Annotated in this window: 15 protein-coding genes; 11 read left to right on the top strand and 4 right to left on the bottom strand. The window is 36.4% G+C overall.

Annotated features, from left to right (window positions below):
• Positions 1-107 precede the first annotated feature (107 nt).
• From AC4BC4_RS10365 to AC4BC4_RS10350, 4 genes are all read left to right on the top strand, one after another.
• Positions 108-1,124: an NAD(P)H-dependent glycerol-3-phosphate dehydrogenase gene (locus AC4BC4_RS10365; RefSeq protein ID WP_438756712.1), complete on the top strand. Its 1,017-nt coding sequence runs from the start codon at positions 108-110 to the stop codon at positions 1,122-1,124.
• Between the two features lie 19 nt (positions 1,125-1,143).
• On the top strand, positions 1,144-2,040 hold the full coding sequence (galU, locus tag AC4BC4_RS10360; protein ID WP_490475638.1) for a UTP--glucose-1-phosphate uridylyltransferase GalU: 897 nt from the start codon (positions 1,144-1,146) through the stop codon (positions 2,038-2,040).
• A gap of 193 nt (positions 2,041-2,233) precedes the next feature.
• Positions 2,234-2,677, top strand: coding sequence for a DUF948 domain-containing protein (locus tag AC4BC4_RS10355; RefSeq protein ID WP_438756710.1), 444 nt, complete (start codon positions 2,234-2,236; stop codon positions 2,675-2,677).
• A gap of 23 nt (positions 2,678-2,700) precedes the next feature.
• Positions 2,701-3,291 (top strand): YtxH domain-containing protein, encoded by a 591-nt coding sequence (locus AC4BC4_RS10350; RefSeq protein ID WP_438756709.1) that lies wholly within the window; start codon positions 2,701-2,703, stop codon positions 3,289-3,291.
• Between the two features lie 184 nt (positions 3,292-3,475).
• On the opposite strand, the gene AC4BC4_RS10345 is transcribed toward AC4BC4_RS10350, so the two are convergent.
• Both AC4BC4_RS10345 and AC4BC4_RS10340 read right to left on the bottom strand, forming a co-directional pair.
• Positions 3,476-4,723: an IS256 family transposase gene (locus tag AC4BC4_RS10345; protein WP_438755885.1), complete on the bottom strand. Its 1,248-nt coding sequence runs from the start codon at positions 4,721-4,723 to the stop codon at positions 3,476-3,478.
• Positions 4,724-4,849: 126 nt separating this feature from the next.
• Positions 4,850-5,950: an aminopeptidase P family protein gene (locus tag AC4BC4_RS10340; RefSeq protein ID WP_490475637.1), complete on the bottom strand. Its 1,101-nt coding sequence runs from the start codon at positions 5,948-5,950 to the stop codon at positions 4,850-4,852.
• A 212-nt stretch (positions 5,951-6,162) separates the two neighbouring features.
• Between AC4BC4_RS10340 and ccpA the strand changes: the two genes are divergently transcribed.
• Positions 6,163-7,164 (top strand): catabolite control protein A, encoded by a 1,002-nt coding sequence (ccpA, locus tag AC4BC4_RS10335; protein ID WP_490475636.1) that lies wholly within the window; start codon positions 6,163-6,165, stop codon positions 7,162-7,164.
• A 184-nt stretch (positions 7,165-7,348) separates the two neighbouring features.
• Here the strand turns inward: ccpA and AC4BC4_RS10330 are convergent, their stop codons facing one another.
• On the bottom strand, positions 7,349-9,814 hold the full coding sequence (locus AC4BC4_RS10330; RefSeq protein ID WP_490475635.1) for a transglycosylase domain-containing protein: 2,466 nt from the start codon (positions 9,812-9,814) through the stop codon (positions 7,349-7,351).
• A gap of 152 nt (positions 9,815-9,966) precedes the next feature.
• Positions 9,967-10,308, bottom strand: a complete 342-nt coding sequence (locus AC4BC4_RS10325; protein ID WP_438756705.1) for an iron chaperone — start codon at positions 10,306-10,308, stop codon at positions 9,967-9,969.
• Positions 10,309-10,505: 197 nt separating this feature from the next.
• Here AC4BC4_RS10325 and AC4BC4_RS10320 point away from each other — a divergent pair, with 197 nt between their 5' ends.
• The 6 genes from AC4BC4_RS10320 (at position 10,506) to trxB (ending at position 17,655) form a co-directional block, all read left to right on the top strand.
• Entirely contained in the window at positions 10,506-10,952 is a 447-nt protein-coding gene (locus AC4BC4_RS10320) for a DUF1801 domain-containing protein (RefSeq protein WP_438756704.1), read from the top strand.
• Positions 10,953-11,317: 365 nt separating this feature from the next.
• Positions 11,318-12,208 (top strand): deoxyribonuclease IV, encoded by an 891-nt coding sequence (locus AC4BC4_RS10315; RefSeq protein ID WP_490475634.1) that lies wholly within the window; start codon positions 11,318-11,320, stop codon positions 12,206-12,208.
• Positions 12,209-12,502: 294 nt separating this feature from the next.
• Complete coding sequence (locus tag AC4BC4_RS10310; protein ID WP_010760812.1) at positions 12,503-12,724, top strand: YneF family protein; 222 nt, start codon at positions 12,503-12,505, stop codon at positions 12,722-12,724.
• Between the two features lie 164 nt (positions 12,725-12,888).
• Positions 12,889-14,640 (top strand): ABC transporter ATP-binding protein, encoded by a 1,752-nt coding sequence (locus AC4BC4_RS10305; protein WP_490475633.1) that lies wholly within the window; start codon positions 12,889-12,891, stop codon positions 14,638-14,640.
• Complete coding sequence (locus AC4BC4_RS10300; RefSeq protein WP_490475632.1) at positions 14,640-16,424, top strand: ABC transporter ATP-binding protein; 1,785 nt, start codon at positions 14,640-14,642, stop codon at positions 16,422-16,424. Before AC4BC4_RS10305 ends, AC4BC4_RS10300 begins: the two co-directional genes overlap by 1 nt.
• 298 nt (positions 16,425-16,722) lie before the next feature.
• A complete protein-coding gene (trxB, locus tag AC4BC4_RS10295) occupies positions 16,723-17,655 on the top strand; it encodes a thioredoxin-disulfide reductase (RefSeq protein WP_490475631.1) in 933 nt (310 codons plus the stop codon).
• The last annotated feature ends 74 nt before the right edge of the window (positions 17,656-17,729 follow it).

Raw genomic sequence — 17,729 nt, 5'->3', positions numbered from 1 at the left:
TAACAATTGAAGGAGCCAAAAAACGGCTCAATCAAGTGTTCCTATCTTTCTGTCAGAGCTGATCAAGTTCGCTCAGCTTTTCTTATTTTGAAAGGAGATTTTCACCAATGAAACAAAAAGTTGCTGTTTTAGGTCCTGGTTCATGGGGAACTGCATTGGCACAGGTTTTAGCAGAAAATGGTCATGAGGTTCGCATCTGGGGACATAATAAAGCACAAATTGATGAAATCAATACGCACCATACTAATCGTCATTATCTACCTGATTTAGTGATCCCAGAATCGATCCAAGGAAAGATATCATTAGAGGAATGTATTCAAGATGCAGATGCAGTTTTGTTTGTTGTTCCGACGAAAGCAATTCGAGCAGTGGCTCAAGAATTTACAAAAAAATGCAAAAATCAACCTTTGATCATTCATGCAAGTAAAGGGTTGGAACAAGGTAGTCATAAACGGATATCGGAAGTTTTGATGGAAGAAATTCCAGTTGAAAAAAGACGTGGAGTGGTTGTTTTATCTGGTCCAAGTCATGCAGAAGAAGTAGCTGTTCATGATATTACAACGATTACTGCTGCAAGTGAGACAATAGCCGCAGCGACATATGTTCAATCACTATTTATGAATGACTATTTTAGAATTTATACAAATGATGATGTGATTGGTGTCGAAACGGGTGCTGCACTGAAAAATATCATTGCTTTGGGAGCGGGTGCAATTCATGGCTTAGGTTTTGGTGATGATGCCAAAGCTGCAATCATGACGCGTGGTTTAGCTGAAATCAGTCGTTTAGGTGTAGCAATGGGAGCAAATCCGTTGACTTTTATTGGGTTGAGCGGAGTTGGTGACTTGATTGTTACATGCACCAGTGTTCACTCGCGCAATTGGCGGGCAGGGAATCTTCTTGGAAAAGGGCATAGCTTAGACGAAGTGCTTGAAAACATGGGGATGATCGTTGAAGGTGTCTCAACAACAAAAGCAGCATATGAATTATCCAAACAGTTAAATGTTGAAATGCCGATTACAGAAACGATTTATAAGGTATTGTATGAAGGTGAAGATGTAAAGAAAGCGGCAAAAGATATCATGCTGCGTGATGGTAAAACAGAAAACGAGTTCTCTATATAAATTTAGGAGGCCAATTGGCATGAAAGTAAAAAAAGCAGTTATTCCAGCAGCTGGACTGGGAACAAGATTTTTACCAGCAACCAAAGCGATGGCAAAAGAAATGTTACCAATCGTTGATAAACCAACGATCCAATTTATCGTGGAAGAAGCATTAGCATCAGGGATCGAAGATATTTTGATCGTTACCGGAAAAGCAAAACGTCCGATCGAAGATCATTTTGATGCAAACTTTGAATTAGAAAGCAATCTTCGTGAGAAAAATAAAACAGATTTACTAAAATTAGTGGAAGAAACAACAGATGTAAATCTTCACTTTATCCGTCAATCTCATCCTAAAGGATTGGGACATGCAGTTTTACAAGCGAAGGCATTTGTTGGAAATGAGCCATTTGTTGTCATGTTAGGTGATGATATCATGGAAGACAAAATTCCATTGTCAAAACAATTGATGAATGATTATGAAGAAACGCATGCATCAACGATTGCGGTAATGAAGGTTCCACATGAAGAAACATCAAAATATGGCATTATTAATCCAGAAGCCCAAGTTGCCAAAGGATTGTATAATGTAAATAATTTTGTGGAAAAACCAACGCCAGAAGAAGCACCGAGTGATTTAGCAATTATCGGTCGCTACTTGTTGACACCAGAAATTTTCCACGTATTAGAATCACAAGAACCAGGAGCTGGTGGCGAAATTCAATTAACCGATGCCATCGATACATTGAACAAAACACAACGTGTATTTGCCAGAGAGTTTACCGGTAAACGGTATGATGTAGGCGATAAATTTGGATTCATGAAAACAAGCATTGAATACGGATTAGTTCACCCAGAAGTGAAGGACAATCTACGTGACTATATTATTGAATTAGGTGCTGAACTTGCTAAAGAAGACGAATCTAAGCATAAATAAGCGAAATGTTTGATAAGATAGCTTCATTTTTAGACAGAGCAAAATTTGTTCTGTCTTTTTCTGTAAAAACAAGGTGGAGACTTTGTTTGCAAATTGTTATAATTCAGATAACAAAGCTAATTGAATGATTTGTGAAAAATCCCAGTTGGTGTTATTCTAAGAACATGGAATAATTGATGGAAGGAGCAAGAAGATGACAGGTGGAGAGGTTGCAGCGATTATTGCTGCAGTGGCATTTGCTGTATTAGTAGTATTTATTGTTTTAGTATTAATGAAAATAAGTAAAACAGTGGATAGCGTTACCGCTACAGTTGATGAAGCAAATAAAACAATTGAGGTTGTAACGAATGATGTAGATGTTTTATCTAGACAAGTGGAGGGACTTTTAGTAAAAAGTAACGAATTGCTAGATGATGTCAATAAAAAAGTAGCAACAATCGATCCGTTGTTTGCTGCAGTTGCAGAACTAAGTGAGAGTGTTTCTGAGTTGAATTATTCTAGCAGAAATTTGTTAGGAAAAGTCGGATCAGTCGGCAAGACAACGGCTAAAGCAGGCGTTGTAAGTAAAGTAGGCGGCGCGGCTTTTAGAGCATTTCGCTCAAAAAAATCATCAAAAGTAAGTGAAACAACTAAATAATAAAAGATAATGGAGGAATAGACATGGCGAAAAAAGGCGGATTTTTTTTAGGAGCAATTATTGGTGGGACAGCAGCAGCGGTGGCAGCTCTTTTATTAGCACCTAAATCAGGTAAAGAGTTACGTGAAGATTTAGCAAATCAAGCAGACGATTTTAAAGATAAAGCAACGGATTATACAGATTATGCTGTGCAAAAAAGTTCTGAATTATCATCGATCGCTAAAGAAAAAGCGAGTGAGCTTGGAGAGCAAGCAGGTGATTTAGCTGGTAATGTGAAAGACAAGACGAAAGATTCATTAGGTAAAGCACAAGGTGTTTCAGATACTGTTTTAGAATCATTTAAAAAACAGACAGACGATTTATCTGACCATTTTAAAAAGACTGCTCAAGATGTAAATGATCAAGTCAATGAATTAGGTGACATCGCAGAAGATGCGTCTGATGATATCTTTATTGATGTCAAAGAATCAGCGAAAAAAGCGAAAGAAACAGTTTCAGAAGGTGTTACAGAAGCTAAAGAAGTTACGAAAGATGTTCCTGAAAAAGCAGAAGAAGCAAAAGATGAAACAAAAAAAGCTGTTAAAGAAACAGTAGAAGATGTTAAAGGTAAATAGCCGTGAAAAAACCAGCATTCTAATTAGAGTGCTGGTGGGTTTGTCAACTAAAGTGTGTAACTGACAAATTTAAGAACGAAAAAGAACATTAAACCATTCCTAAATAACCTTCGGTTAAAAGGGTATAAGAAAGAAACCTTACCAAAAAAGGAAAATTTGATGTTCTTTTTTGATGCAACAGTGACTAGGAAATATATAAGCTATAAGTGTTGATGCGCTCAGAAAACTGTTCATTCGCCATTAATTGATTTAAGACCATTGGCCAATTGGGAATAAAACCAGCTTTCCATTTCTTTTCTAATTCTTTTACTCGTAGATAAAGAAGCTTTAAAAGGGCGGTTTCATTTGGAAATGCGCCTTTTTTAGTTACTTTTCTAAAGCTAGAATGAATACTTTCAATGGCATTTGTTGTGTACATAATTTTACGCACTGCGCTACCATAATCATAAAGTTGTTCCACATGAGAAAAATTACGTTTCCAAACCTCTACAGCACCTGAGTAGTGTGACCACCGTTTTTGAAAGGCATCAAAAGCACTCTGACAAGCTTTTAACGAAGGAGCACCATAAAACTTTTTCATTTCCCGAGAAAATTCCTTGTAGTCTTTATAAGGAACATACCGAAGCGCATTACGCACTAAATGGACGATACAGCGTTGAACGATCACCTTTGGAAAAATAGATTTTGCTCCATCTTCAAGACCAGAAACACCATCCATAGACATAAAGAAAATGTCCTGTACACCGCGAGATTTCAATTCATCAAAAATCTGCATCCAGCGGTTTTTACTCTCGGTTTCATTCAACCACAACCCTAAAATATCTTTTTTTCCTTTTAAATCATAGCCAAGAATTGTATAAACAGCGTATTCTTTGACTTCATAATTTTCTCTTAACGTCACATACATACAATCCACAAAAACAAAGGCATAACACTTCGCCAAAGGGCGATTTTGCCATTCCTCCAGTTCTGGAAGAACAGAATCGGTGATTGTAGAAATCATTTCGTGAGAAATGGAGAACCCATAAATATCATCAATGGTATGAGCGATGTCTCTTTGAGACATGCCTCTGGCATACATGGACAAAACCTTTGATTCGATAGCTGAAACATCCCGTTCACGTTTCTTAATAAGTTCTGGTTCAAACGTGGCTTCTCTGTCTCTAGGTACATCAATAGGGACTTCTCCAAAGCTTGTTTTTACTTTCTTAGAGCCGAATCCATTTCTTCGATTGTTCGTTTCTTTCTCCTGTTTTGAGTGAATATCGTAGCCTAAATGATGGGTCATTTCGCCTTGAAGCATTTGTTCAAATAAGGGACCAAAAATATCTTTTAGCGCTTCTTGCATGTCATCGACATTTTCAGGATTGTAGTTTTCTAGAATAGTTTTCGCTAGTTCGACGGTTTTAGAATCTCTTTTCTGTCTTGCCATATTCTCGCATCCTTTCATTTTTATTTTATCTGAATTTTCTTTACACGAAGAGAAAAACTGTATAAGTAACTTATCTAGAATTAGCTACTTACACAGTTTATTTTACACTCTCGTGCTGGTTTTTTTTTAATCGATAATTATTAATTCTTTTGGTGTTTTTGTAAAAGCTTCACAACCAGTTTTAGTTACATGTAAACAATCTTCGATGCGAACGCCGACTTTTTCTGGAATATAAATACCTGGCTCGATAGAGAAGCACATACCTTCTTCAATAACCAAATTATTTCCAGTTACTAAAGAAGGGTATTCGTGAACTGTAGTTCCAATACCGTGACCTAGACGGTGATTGAAGTATTCACCAAAGCCATAACTACTAATGACACCACGAGCGATTCCATCTAATTCTCCTGCTGTGATTCCAGGTTTAACAGCATCCATCGCTTTTGATTGTGCTTCTAAAACGATTGAATAGATTTCTTTTTGAAAATCAGTAGGTTCTTTGTAGGCAACTGTTCGTGTTACGTCACTGCAATAACCGTTGTAAACTACACCTAAGTCAAATAAAACCAAGTCTTTTTTTGCAACAGCTGTATTTCCAGGATTACCGTGTGGGCTCGCCGCATTTTTTCCAGTTAGGACTAACGTATCAAAGCTCATTGAACGAATTCCTTGTCGTTTTAGTTGATATTCGATTTCGGCTAGTATTTCTTGTTCTCTGGCTCCTTCTTTAATCGCTTTGAAACCAATCTCTAAAGCAACATCCGCCCAATCTCCAGCTTCCATCAATTTAGCTACTTCAGAGGGAGTTTTCAGTAATTGCAATTTTTCAATGAGAGGTGTAACATTAGCTGAAAAATCACTGTTTGGGAAGTAATAGTTTAAACTGTCAAAACGGGCAACTGTTAAAGAGTCTTTTTCAGTGGCAATTTTACTTGGGTTTCCATTTTTTTTAATTAAACTGGCGATTTTTTCCCATGGATTTTCACTATCAAGATAACCATAGACGGGATATGACCATGAGCTTTTTTCAGCATCTTCAACTTCTAAAGCTGGAGTAAATAAAAAAGGGTCATGATCTAACGGGATAAATAAGGCTAACACTCGTTCGTGAGGATCACTTTTGTAGCCAGAAAAATAAGCAATATGCCCAGGGTCACTAATATAAGTGAGCTCGATATTTTCACTTACCATCCATTTTTTTAGATCATTCAATTTTTCTTGATTCATAGATATCCTTCTTTCTTTTAGAGCTAGTTACTGTAAAACTTATCTTTATCATACCACGAAATGCTATAAAGCGCTTTTTGAAATATAGAGTAAATTTTCATGAAAATAGGATAAAACGGTTGCAAAAATAAAAAAACTCTGATATTCTTAGTGAGAAATGTAAACAGCATTTTCAGAAAATGAAAAAAATATAAATATTTAGGAGAATTAACATGGAAAAACAAACAATCACCATTTATGATGTTGCTCGTGAAGCGAATGTATCGATGGCGACAGTATCCCGTGTAGTCAATGGTAATCCCAATGTAAAACCCGCTACGCGAAAAAAAGTGTTAGAAGTAATTGATCGCTTGGATTATCGTCCCAATGCTGTAGCACGTGGTTTGGCAAGTAAAAAGACTACGACTGTGGGAGTTATCATCCCAGATGTTAGTAATATCTTTTTTGCCTCTTTAGCACGAGGAATCGATGATGTTGCAACAATGTACAAATACAACATTATTTTAGCAAATTCGGATAGCAACGATCAAAAAGAAGTCAATGTATTAAACAATCTTTTAGCGAAACAAGTTGATGGAATCATTTTTATGGGGCATCATATCACGGATGAAATCCGCGGTGAGTTTTCTCGCTCTAAAACACCTGTTGTTTTGGCCGGTTCAATCGATCCTGATGAACAAGTAGGTAGTGTAAATATTGATTACAAGGAAGCAACAAAAGATGCAACAAACTTATTAGCTAAAAATGGCAATAAAAAAATTGCATTTGTCAGCGGTGCATTGATTGATCCGATCAATGGTCAAAATCGGATCAAAGGCTATAAAGAAGCGCTTGCTGATAATGGTTTGACATACAACGAAGGCTTGATTTTTGAATCTGAGTATAAGTTTAAAGTAGGTATCTCATTAGCTGAACGTATTCGAAATAGTGGTGCGACAGCAGCTTATGTGACGGATGATGAATTAGCGATTGGCTTATTGGATGGTATGATCGATGCTGGTGTGAAAGTGCCAGAAGAATTCGAAATCATCACAAGTAATAATTCGTTGCTAACTGAAGTTTCTCGTCCACGTCTTTCAAGCGTGACACAGCCTTTGTATGATATCGGTGCTGTATCAATGCGTTTATTGACAAAACTAATGAACAAAGAAGAAATCGAAGATAAGACAGTCATCTTACCATATGGTATGGATCAAAAAGGTTCAACTAAATAATACGTTTAACGAGAGTGAGACAAAGCGTTTAACTCCAAGAAAAAAGAGGAGTTACTGCTCTCACCGTTTATTCGGATTTAAGGCTAGGATCTAACTCTACGAGTTAGATCCTAGCCTCGTTTTTTGTAGTATAAATTTTTCTATATCAAAAAAAGAAAACCGCCGAGAAATCAGCGGTTTTTTTTTATTCATTATTAGTCTTACTTGATGTTGGAGTCGTATTTTCTTTTTTCTCCTCTTCTTTTTTCTTTTCTTCTTTCTTCTCTGAAGAGGATGGAGTTGTTGAAGAAGGGGGAGAGGGTTTTGCGTAACGCCCCCAATAAGCATTGTAATTGGCATCCGATCCGCCATACCCGAATTTGTATTGGCTTTTCGGAGCGCCGTCTTTTGCATAAAATGATTCAATATTTGGTCCAGGAGCTGTGTACGTTCCACCGTCGTAAGTAAAGGTTCCAGGTTTTTCTCCCGTAAAACTTGAGACATTTGACTTGATTACGTCTTTTGAAAGGGTGAATTTTTCACCAGTACCGAATAGATCAGGTCTTACTGAATAGATAGCATTTGCTAGATTAGCTAAATAGGCACTATTTTGATCACCACTATTTGGACTCATTGCCGTAGGATTATCGTAACCTGTCCACGAACCTAAGGTGATAGTTGGTGTAGAAACGACTAACCAAGCATCTTTGTATGCATCTGTTGTTCCTGTTTTACCGATCCAGTCGACATTTCCAAAAGCAGGGTTGAGTCCGTTGACCATATTTTTGAACGGGGTTGTTATTTTTGAGTCTAAGACTGAACGCATCATATCATTCATAATTGAAGCAGTGGCTTCAGAATAGACTTGAACAGGTTCATCTTTATGTTCATAAATAACGTTTCCGCTGTTGTCTGTGATTTTATCGATCATGTAGCCTTTTTGATATTGTCCTTTGTTGGCCAGTGTCTGAAAACCATTCGTTTGAGTTAGAACGGTTGTTTCAACAGATCCTAAAGGTGCTGATTCATAAGCCCAAGCATCGCTAGCAGGATAATTCATTTTACTTAAATAGTTAGTGTAAGAGAAATTATCATCGCCCATCTGTGCTTTCATTGCTTCATTTAGATGGTAAACGGGAATATTATACGACCATTCTAATGAATGACGGACAGTGTCAAATGTATTTGTTCCAGAATTTGTGGCATTAGCTAGCTCTTTGCCACTACTACGGTATGTAGTAGGATAATTGGCTAATCGACTTTCTGACCCAATCATTCCTTGATCGATTGCAGGTCCATAAACTGAAATAGGTTTGATCGTGGAACCAACTTGCCGGACTGTGTCTAAGGCATGATTACTTTGGCTAACATTAAAGTCACGACCAGCTACAAAGCCGATGATTTTACCCGTTTTATTGTCCATCAAAACATTTCCGGTCTCAACAAGCCCTGCGCCATAACCGTCATCTAACATATAACCAAAGTTTGCTACAGCATTTTGCATACTATCATAAACAACTTGATCAATTGTGGATTGAATTGTATAACCACGATTTTGAATTTCTTTTCGTGCTTGATCTTTATATTGAGAAAGCCCAAGTTCATCAAGAGTTTCTTTTTTTACACCGGCTTTTTCAATATTGATATCCATCACTGTATTAGTCGCTTGCTCCAGCACAGCATTGTATAGGTAGCTTTCAGTATTTTGATTAGATTCTTGTTGCGGTTGGAAATCTTGTTTCAAATCATAATTTTTCGCGGCTTCATATTCTTCTTTGGTAATAGCTTTTTCACGATACATACTGAATAAAACAAAATCTTTTCGTTTCATCCCATAAGCTAAGTTTTCATCCTCTTTCAAGGCACCTGTATTACTGTAAGGTGTGTAAACGATCGGACTTTGTGGAAGCCCAGCAATGAAGGCTGCTTGAGGAAGAGTTAGATCATTGGCATTTTTGCCAAAAAGACCTTTCGCTGCTTCTTCAACACCTGCGATGTTTTCTCCTTTGTTATTTCGTCCAAATGGAGAAACATTTAGATAAGTAGTGACGATTTCATCTTTTGAAAAATACTTTTCAATACGATAGGCCAGCAGAATTTCATTGGCTTTTCGTTTGAACGTTGTTTCATCTGTTAAAATTTGTTGTTTCACTAGCTGCTGTGTTAATGTCGATCCCCCAGACGATCCGCCGATACCTGTCGCGTCAGAAACCAAGGCACGAATCACTGCTTTTGGAACCACACCTTTGTGTTCTTCGAAGTATTCGTCCTCAGTAGAAATAATCGCCTTTTTCAAAAGAGGGGAGATATGTTCTCCGTCAACTCTTGTTCTGACTAAATCAGATTTAATCATCGCAATGTTCGTACCGTCAGCATATGTCATTCTGGAAACTTCACTGATATCGCTGATTTCTGTTTGAAGTTCTTCTTTGGTTGGTGGTTGCGTATCTTCAACTAGAAAAGCAAAATACCCCATACCGACTCCAAGTCCTAAAGCGCCACCTAAAAGTAGAAGAACAACTGCTAAGACAAATAATGATTGCAATACACGAATCACTACATTTATAATTAAAAAAATCTTTTTCTTTTCTGGTACTTTTTTAGAATGTTGTTCCGTTTTATGGGAATTATTCTGGTTGTCCAAAAGCTTCACCTCAATATAATGATACATTCCGTGATATTATAGCAAAAAAAGTCTATATTGAACAGTTGTTCAAGTATTTATGATGATTTAATCAAAAAAACTTAATATAAATAGACAAAAAAGATAGGTTTAGTCTTGGTTTGCTTCATAAAAAGATTAGGATACACTTACACTCGTTTTTATTTTTGAGTGTTTTCTTCTAATCTAAATAAGACGATTTTTTTGATCAATTCTACGGGTAATTCACCATTTAAAGGAAATTGAATCGCGCCTTTACTGGTTTTAAATTCAGTTAATTCACTTTGGAACGCTTTAATAGCACTCGGAGCAGGGTAGAAACCAATATGGTTTTTAGCATTAGCAAAATGAACTAAGTTACCATTCAAATAAAAAGTTGGCATTCCATAAGACATTTTTTCTGTAGCTTCTGGAATAAGATGTTTGATCGTAATGTAGAGTTGTGTAAGTTTTGCTTGGCGATCTTCTGGTGTGTTTGCGATATAATCTTCAATAATAGTCATAAGGTCTTCCTACTTTCTTCATTTAATTAACATGTATAGTATACCACGGTGTCATGAAGGATTATTTTTCTATTTAGATAAAATGTAAAGAATGAAGAAGTCCTATTTATATGGTAAAATAATGCTGCATTGTAGAATCGAATAGAAGGCTAAAAATCATTTAGATACAAAAAGGACCAAATAGGAGATGAGTTTTTATGGATGAAGTTCAAAAATATGTAAAAAATATTGATGAGAAGTGGCAAGATTCTTATCAGCAGTTAGCAAAAGTCATTGCTGAGAATATACCAGAAGGCTTTGTGCTGCAAATGCAGTATGGGATGCCTACTTATGTTGTTCCTTTGAGCGTTTTTCCGAATGGGTATTTAGGTAGAGAAGATGAACCGTTGCCCTTTATTAGTTTAGCTGCTCAGAAAAATCATTTATCATTGTATCATATGGGAATCATGGAAAATAAAGAATTATTATCTTGGTTTCAAGAAGAATACCAAAAAACTGTTCCAACAAAGCTGAATATGGGGAAAAGTTGTATTCGGTTTAGCAATCCAAAAAATATTCCTTATGAGTTGATTGGAGAATTAGTTCGTAAACTTTCGGTAGAAGAATGGATCACTTGTTACACCTGTTCTACAGAAAAAATATAAAGTAGATATCATTTGATTCAAAAAGCAAAAAGATTGTTTTTTTTACTGGTTTCCCGTACTCTTTTAAAGAGTGTAAGATTCGTTGATTTTATCAAAACGATGTAGAGAGTCAACCAAAAATCAGGTTAATCTTTGGAAAAAAGCTGAAGTGGACTTGTTATAAAAAGCATCTCAGTCGTTTTTTCCTATTTTCCAGTCGAGGCTGAGCAAGCTCATTCAGCTTTTAAAATTATCTAGCTTCACGAGTTAGCCTCTCGGTAAAAAGATAAAAAAGGAATGAGATAAAAAGCATCTCAGTCATTTTTTCCTATTTTCCAGTCGAGGCTGAGCGAACTCATTCAGCTTTTAAAATTAGGAGGATCATTATGTTATTAGGTTCACATGTTAGTATGAGTGGTAAAAAAATGTTATTAGGTTCAGCAGAAGAAGCTGCAAGTTATGGTGCAACAACCTTTATGATCTATACTGGTGCGCCGCAAAATACACGCCGTAAACCAATTGAAGAAATGAATATTGAAACCGGTCAAAAGTATATGGCTGAACATGACTTAAGCAATATTGTTGTTCATGCGCCTTATATTATTAATTTAGGAAATACGATCAAATTAGAAAATTTTGGATTTGCTACCTCTTTTTTACGTCAAGAAATTGAACGTGCGCATGCATTAGGTGCAAAACAAATCACACTTCATCCAGGAGCTCATGTAGGAGCTGGTGTTGATGCTGGATTGAAGCAGATCATCAAGGGACTTGATGAAGTCTTATGGAAAGAACAAGTGCCACAAATTGCATTGGAAACAATGGCAGGTAAAGGAACTGAATTAGGTCGGACATTTGAAGAGTTGGCAACGATCATTGACGGAGTGAAACTAAATGAAAAATTATCTGTCACAATGGATACTTGTCATATAAACGATGCTGGTTATAACGTAAAAGATGATTTTGATGGTGTTTTAGAAGAATTTGATAAGATCATTGGCTTGGATCGTTTGAAAGTGGTCCATGTGAATGACTCTAAAAATCCAATGGGCTCTCACAAAGATCGCCATGCAAACATCGGTTTTGGAACAATTGGTTTTGAGGCACTAAATAAAGTCGTTCATCATGAAAAATTGAAAGAGTTACCTAAAATTTTAGAAACACCTTACGTTGGCGCAGACAAAAAAACAAGCAAACCACCTTATGGCTTCGAAATTGCAATGTTGAAGTCACAAAAATTCGATCCAGATTTATTGGAAAAAATTGAAGCACAGTAAGATGAGATGATATCAATCTCAATGGAAATTTGCTTTTTTATAAAGAATCATTCGTGAAGTTAGATAAAAATAGGAAGAAATGGTCTTTCGTAAATTTCTTGTGAGGAATATGACAAAAGAGCTTTTCTTTTTGGTCTGTTTCTAGTAAAATGATTTCTTGAGAGCAATTTATAAAAATGGGAATGTATAACCCTATTTAGAATGAGAAACAGTAAGTTTGATAAGAATAGTGACTGCATCATACGACAAGCAGAAGTTCTTATTCAACTTTTCTAATAGAAAGGAGAAATTTATATGTCAACAGGTTTAGTAGTACTAATCGCGATTATCGCTTTATTAGCAGGTGCAGCAGGTGGATTTTTCCTTGCGCGCAAATATATGCAAGATTATTTCAAAAAGAATCCTCCCGTTAATGAGGAAATGTTACGAATGATGATGATGTCTATGGGACAAAAACCTTCTGAGAAGAAGATTCGTCAAATGATGCAGCAAATGAAAAACCAAGGAGATAAATAAGGTTTTTCAGAGGCTAATCAAATTTCAAGCGCACAACGGGCCTTTTTTTTGGGTCCGTTTTTTTGCACTTATTTTTAGCAAATGAAAGGAGTTGTATGAAAATGGGAAAACAACAAATAAAAGATGTGAGCGCACAGTAGTCAATTTAGAAGAGGAGAATGTACATGTCTATATTTAAAAAGTTAGGGTGGTTTTTCAAGCAAGAGAAAAAAAGTTACATCATTGGGGTATTTTCATTAATTATGGTAGCGCTTGTGCAATTAGTTCCACCAAAAGTCATTGGGATCGTCGTTGATAAGATCACTTCAAAGAATCTGACGATCAAACCTATTTTATTTTGGGTTAGTATTCTATTAGCGGCAGCTATAGCGCAATATATTTTTCGTTATATTTGGCGGACACATATTTGGGGAAGTGCTGCAAAATTGGAAAAAGATTTAAGAAAGCAATTATTCCATCATTTCACAAAAATGGACAATGTTTTTTATCAGAAATATCGAACGGGAGATTTGATGGCTCATGCAACGAACGATTTAAATGCCATCCAGAATGTTGCTGGAGCAGGTATTTTAACCTTTGCAGATTCATTCATCACAGGTGGTGCCACGATTGTTGCCATGATTTTATTTGTGGATTTACGCTTAACGTTGATTGCGCTAATTCCCTTACCATTATTGGCTGTGACATCAAGAGTCTTGGGATCAAAATTGCATGATGCTTTCCGTGATTCTCAAGCAGCGTTCTCTACGATCAATGATAAGACACAAGAGAGCATCACAGGCATTAAGGTCATCAAAACGTTTGGGCAAGAACAGGAAGATATCCAAGATTTTACAGAGAAAATTGAGGATGCTATCGTTAAAAATAAACGAGTAAACTTTCTAGATGCTTTATTTGATCCGTTTATCACATTGATCATTGGGATTTCTTATGTTTTAACAATCATTGTGGGCGGACGTTTTATTATGAACGGCACGATTACGATTGGGCAGTTGATTTCATTTATAAGTTATATTGGGATGCTCGTTTGGCCAATGTTCGCGATTGGTCGCTTGTTTAATGTACTTGAGCGTGGAAATGCGAGTTATGACCGTGTGAATGAATTACTACATGAGAAAACACATATTACAGAGAAAAAAGATGCGATCCAAATACCAGCTAAAGGTCGTTTATCAATGGAAATTGCTCAGTTCACGTATCCTAAAGATGATCAAGCTACACTAGAACAAATCAAATTCACTGTGGGTGTGGGAGAAACATTAGGAATCGTTGGGAAAACTGGCGCTGGTAAAACGACAATTTTAAAATTATTGATGCGTGAATACGATCATTATCAAGGCCGTGTGATGTTTGGCGAACATGATATCAAAGAATATTCATTGGATGCTTTGATGAACTCAATGGGGTATGTTCCTCAAGATCATTTTCTGTTTTCTATGACAGTACGAGATAATATTCGTTTTGCTAATCCTGATTTTACTGAAGCAAAAGTTGAACAGGCTGCTGAAATGGCGTTTATCAATAATGAAATCAAGGCTTTCCCTAAAGGATATGATACGTTAGTTGGGGAGCGTGGGGTTTCTTTATCAGGTGGGCAAAAACAACGGATTTCAATTGCTAGAGCCTTGATCGTAGATCCAGAGTTATTGATTCTAGATGATGCATTATCTGCTGTGGATGCAAAAACGGAAGAAGCGATTCTTTCAAATTTAAAAGAGGCTAGAAAAGAAAAAACAACGATTATTTCAGCCCATCGATTAAGTAGTGTGATGCATGCAAAAGAAATCATCGTTTTAGATGAAGGGAAAATCGTTGAACGCGGTACTCATCAAGAGTTGTTAAGGTTAGATGGATGGTACAAGCGAATGTGGGATAAACAACAATTAGAAGCGAAGATTGAAGGGAGTGAAGCATAATGGAAGAAAAATATGAATCAGAATGGACAAAATCAGTTCCTTTAAAAGAACAAGTCTCGATTGTTAAGCGATTGCTTAAATTTGCACAGCCATTTCGTCGTACGTTTATAACGGCTATTTTGTTTGCATTGGTCTTATCCATCATTAATATTCTTTTACCGAGAATTATTCAAACGTTTATGGATAATTATTTGACGCCAAAAACAGCAACCAATCAAGTGATTTTCTTTTTTGCTGGTTTGTATCTATTTGGTGTGATCGTGAAAAGTATCGTCTGGTTTTTCCAATGGTTTTTATATTCTACCGCTTCACTCAAAACGTATCAGTTTATTCGTGTGAAGTTGTTTGAAAAGTTGCAAACCTTAGGAATGCGTTATTTTGATCAAACACCAGCAGGCTCGATTGTTTCTCGTGTAACGAATGATACGGAGACATTATTTGAATTCTGGTATGTATTTTTAATGGTTTTAACCGGGATTTTTGCCGTAGTTTCTTCATTTATTGCGATGTTTCAAATCAGCGGGAAAATTGCGTTGTATAATCTGGTTTTCTTACCTATTTTATTGATCGTGATTTGGTACTATCAAAAATTTAGTTCTAGAATCTATAGAAGTATGCGTGAAAAATTAAGTCAGCTAAATACGAAGCTAAATGAATATATTTCCGGCATGCAGATTATTCAGCAATTTAGACAGGAACACCGTTTGGAAAAAGAGTTTGAAGAGACGAATAATGATTATTTACGTACACGTTTTTCAATGATCAAAACTAACTCATTGTTGTTGGGTCCAATCATTAATTTCCTTTATACGTTGGCGATTGCCTTGACACTAACATTATTTGGGTTTGATGCATTGCATTCTCCTGTAGAAGCTGGAATGATTTATGCTTTTGTTACCTATGTGCAGGCTTTCTTTAATCCAATGACACAAATGATGGATTTTTTAAGTGTTTTTACGGATGGGATGGTTGCAGGGAGTCGAATTTTGAAAATTTTTGATAATGAAGAATTGACTCCGCAACAAAATGTAGGAGCTAACGCAGAAATTATGCGTGGGAAAATCGAGTTTCGTAATGTTAGCTTTTCTTATGATGGTAAGAATAATGTTTTGAATAATATTAGTTTTATTGCCAACCCTGGTGAAACCGTGGCGTTGATCGGACATACAGGAAGTGGTAAGAGCTCGATTATTAACGTTTTGATGCGTTTTTATGAATTTTATGAAGGTGAAATTCTGATCGACGATCGTGATATTCGTGAGTATCCTTTAGCTGAGTTGAGGAAAAAATTGGGATTGGTTTTACAAGATGCATTTATGTTCTATGGCGATATCGCTGGGAATATTCGAATGTTGAATCCAGAAATCACGGATGAACAAATCAAAGTCGCAGCGGAATTTGTGCAAGCAGATAAATTTATTGAAACCTTACCAAAAAAATATCATGCAAAAGTCATCGAAAGAGGCGCAAGTTATTCAAGTGGTCAGCGTCAGCTGATTTCATTCGCTAGAACGATTGTAACTGATCCGAAAATCCTAGTATTAGACGAAGCAACAGCGAATATCGATACTGAAACAGAAGGATTGATCCAAGAAGGCTTAGCGAATATGCGTCAAGGTAGAACAACGATTGCGATTGCTCATCGTCTATCCACCATTCGAGATGCTGATTTAATTTTAGTGTTGGATAAAGGTCGGATCGTCGAACGTGGGGATCATGTACATTTATTAGCCCAAAATGGGTTGTATGCAGATATGTATAAATTGCAAAACAGTGAAGGATAAAAGATACTAAAATTCGATGTGCTCTAAGCGAAGAGTAGCTGATTTTTTCTCGCTGTTTCGTCGAATTTGGAGTGTAGAACAAAACGGATGTTTCGTTTTGTTCTACACTATTTTCTTATTAATAGTAAGTACAAAAGAGATGCTATCCAGAAAAAAGCATGATATAATGAAAAACGAAAATAAACGATTCAAAATAAATTTGTTTTAAGCAGATACTATCATTGGGCAGAAATATAGACAATCAACACGTTAAGTTGTAAAGTGAATGTACTTGAAAATTTCGGAGGGTGAAAAACTTATGTATGATGTAATTATAATTGGAGCAGGACCTGCTGGAATGACTGCAGCGCTGTATGCGTCACGCTCTAATCTTTCAGTATTGATGATCGAACGCGGTGCGCCAGGCGGACAAATGAATAATACAGCCGAAGTAGAAAACTATCCAGGTTTTGATTCAATCATGGGACCTGATTTGGCGTATAAAATGTACGAAAACGTTGAGAAGTTTGGCACTGAAAATGCATATGGTATTGTGAAAGATATCAAAGATCAAGGTGCTTATAAAGAAGTCATTTGTGATGATAAAACGTACCAAACAAAAACGGTGATCATTGCAACAGGTTGTGAACACCGTAAATTAGGTGTTAAAGGTGAAGAAGAATTTGCAGGTCGCGGTGTCTCTTATTGTGCAGTTTGTGATGGTGCATTCTTCCGCAATAAGAAACTTTTAGTGATTGGCGGAGGGGATTCAGCTGTTGAAGAAGCGATCTATCTAACACAATTTGCTTCAGAAGTTGTAATCGTACATCGTCGTGATGAACTACGTGCCCAAAAAATTATTCAAGACCGTGCGTTTGCTAATGAAAAAATTTCGTTTGAATGGAATACTGTTTTAGAAGAAATCGTTGGAAATGATATGGTCGTAACAGGTGGACAACTAAGAAACGTCTTGACGGATGAAGTGAAAGAAATTTCAGCAGATGGTGTTTTTATCTATGTTGGACTTGATCCATTAACAGAGCCGTTCATAGAAGCTGGATTAACAAATGCAGAAGGCTGGATCGAAACAGATCAAGAGATGAAAACAAGTATGCCAGGTGTTTTTGCCATTGGTGATGTTCGTGAAAAAACATTACGTCAAATCACAACAGCTGTTGGAGAAGGCGGAATTGCAGGGCAGCAAGTCTATAAATATATTGAAGATATGACAGAAGTTGAAGAAGTGAAATAATCAATCATTTTATTGAAGCATCATTATAATTTTGATTGACCAAGAGTTAGGTCAAAGCTTGATACGTTTTGACT

It is taken from the genome of Enterococcus sp. AMC1086, assembly GCF_058216575.1.
This window is presented reverse-complemented; position numbering and strand designations above follow the sequence as displayed.

Excerpts from the sequence above, each read along its gene's own strand:
- AC4BC4_RS10365 (WP_438756712.1), top strand. The coding sequence starts at position 108 with ATGAAACAAAAAGTTGCTGTTTTAGGTCCTGGTTCATGGGGAACTGCA.
- galU (WP_490475638.1), top strand. The coding sequence starts at position 1,144 with ATGAAAGTAAAAAAAGCAGTTATTCCAGCAGCTGGACTGGGAACAAGA.
- AC4BC4_RS10355 (WP_438756710.1), top strand. The coding sequence starts at position 2,234 with ATGACAGGTGGAGAGGTTGCAGCGATTATTGCTGCAGTGGCATTTGCT.
- AC4BC4_RS10350 (WP_438756709.1), top strand. The coding sequence starts at position 2,701 with ATGGCGAAAAAAGGCGGATTTTTTTTAGGAGCAATTATTGGTGGGACA.
- AC4BC4_RS10345 (WP_438755885.1), bottom strand. The coding sequence starts at position 4,723 with ATGGCAAGACAGAAAAGAGATTCTAAAACCGTCGAACTAGCGAAAACT.
- AC4BC4_RS10340 (WP_490475637.1), bottom strand. The coding sequence starts at position 5,950 with ATGAATCAAGAAAAATTGAATGATCTAAAAAAATGGATGGTAAGTGAA.
- ccpA (WP_490475636.1), top strand. The coding sequence starts at position 6,163 with ATGGAAAAACAAACAATCACCATTTATGATGTTGCTCGTGAAGCGAAT.
- AC4BC4_RS10330 (WP_490475635.1), bottom strand. The coding sequence starts at position 9,814 with ATGTATCATTATATTGAGGTGAAGCTTTTGGACAACCAGAATAATTCC.
- AC4BC4_RS10325 (WP_438756705.1), bottom strand. The coding sequence starts at position 10,308 with ATGACTATTATTGAAGATTATATCGCAAACACACCAGAAGATCGCCAA.
- AC4BC4_RS10320 (WP_438756704.1), top strand. The coding sequence starts at position 10,506 with ATGGATGAAGTTCAAAAATATGTAAAAAATATTGATGAGAAGTGGCAA.
- AC4BC4_RS10315 (WP_490475634.1), top strand. The coding sequence starts at position 11,318 with ATGTTATTAGGTTCACATGTTAGTATGAGTGGTAAAAAAATGTTATTA.
- AC4BC4_RS10310 (WP_010760812.1), top strand. The coding sequence starts at position 12,503 with ATGTCAACAGGTTTAGTAGTACTAATCGCGATTATCGCTTTATTAGCA.
- AC4BC4_RS10305 (WP_490475633.1), top strand. The coding sequence starts at position 12,889 with ATGTCTATATTTAAAAAGTTAGGGTGGTTTTTCAAGCAAGAGAAAAAA.
- AC4BC4_RS10300 (WP_490475632.1), top strand. The coding sequence starts at position 14,640 with ATGGAAGAAAAATATGAATCAGAATGGACAAAATCAGTTCCTTTAAAA.
- trxB (WP_490475631.1), top strand. The coding sequence starts at position 16,723 with ATGTATGATGTAATTATAATTGGAGCAGGACCTGCTGGAATGACTGCA.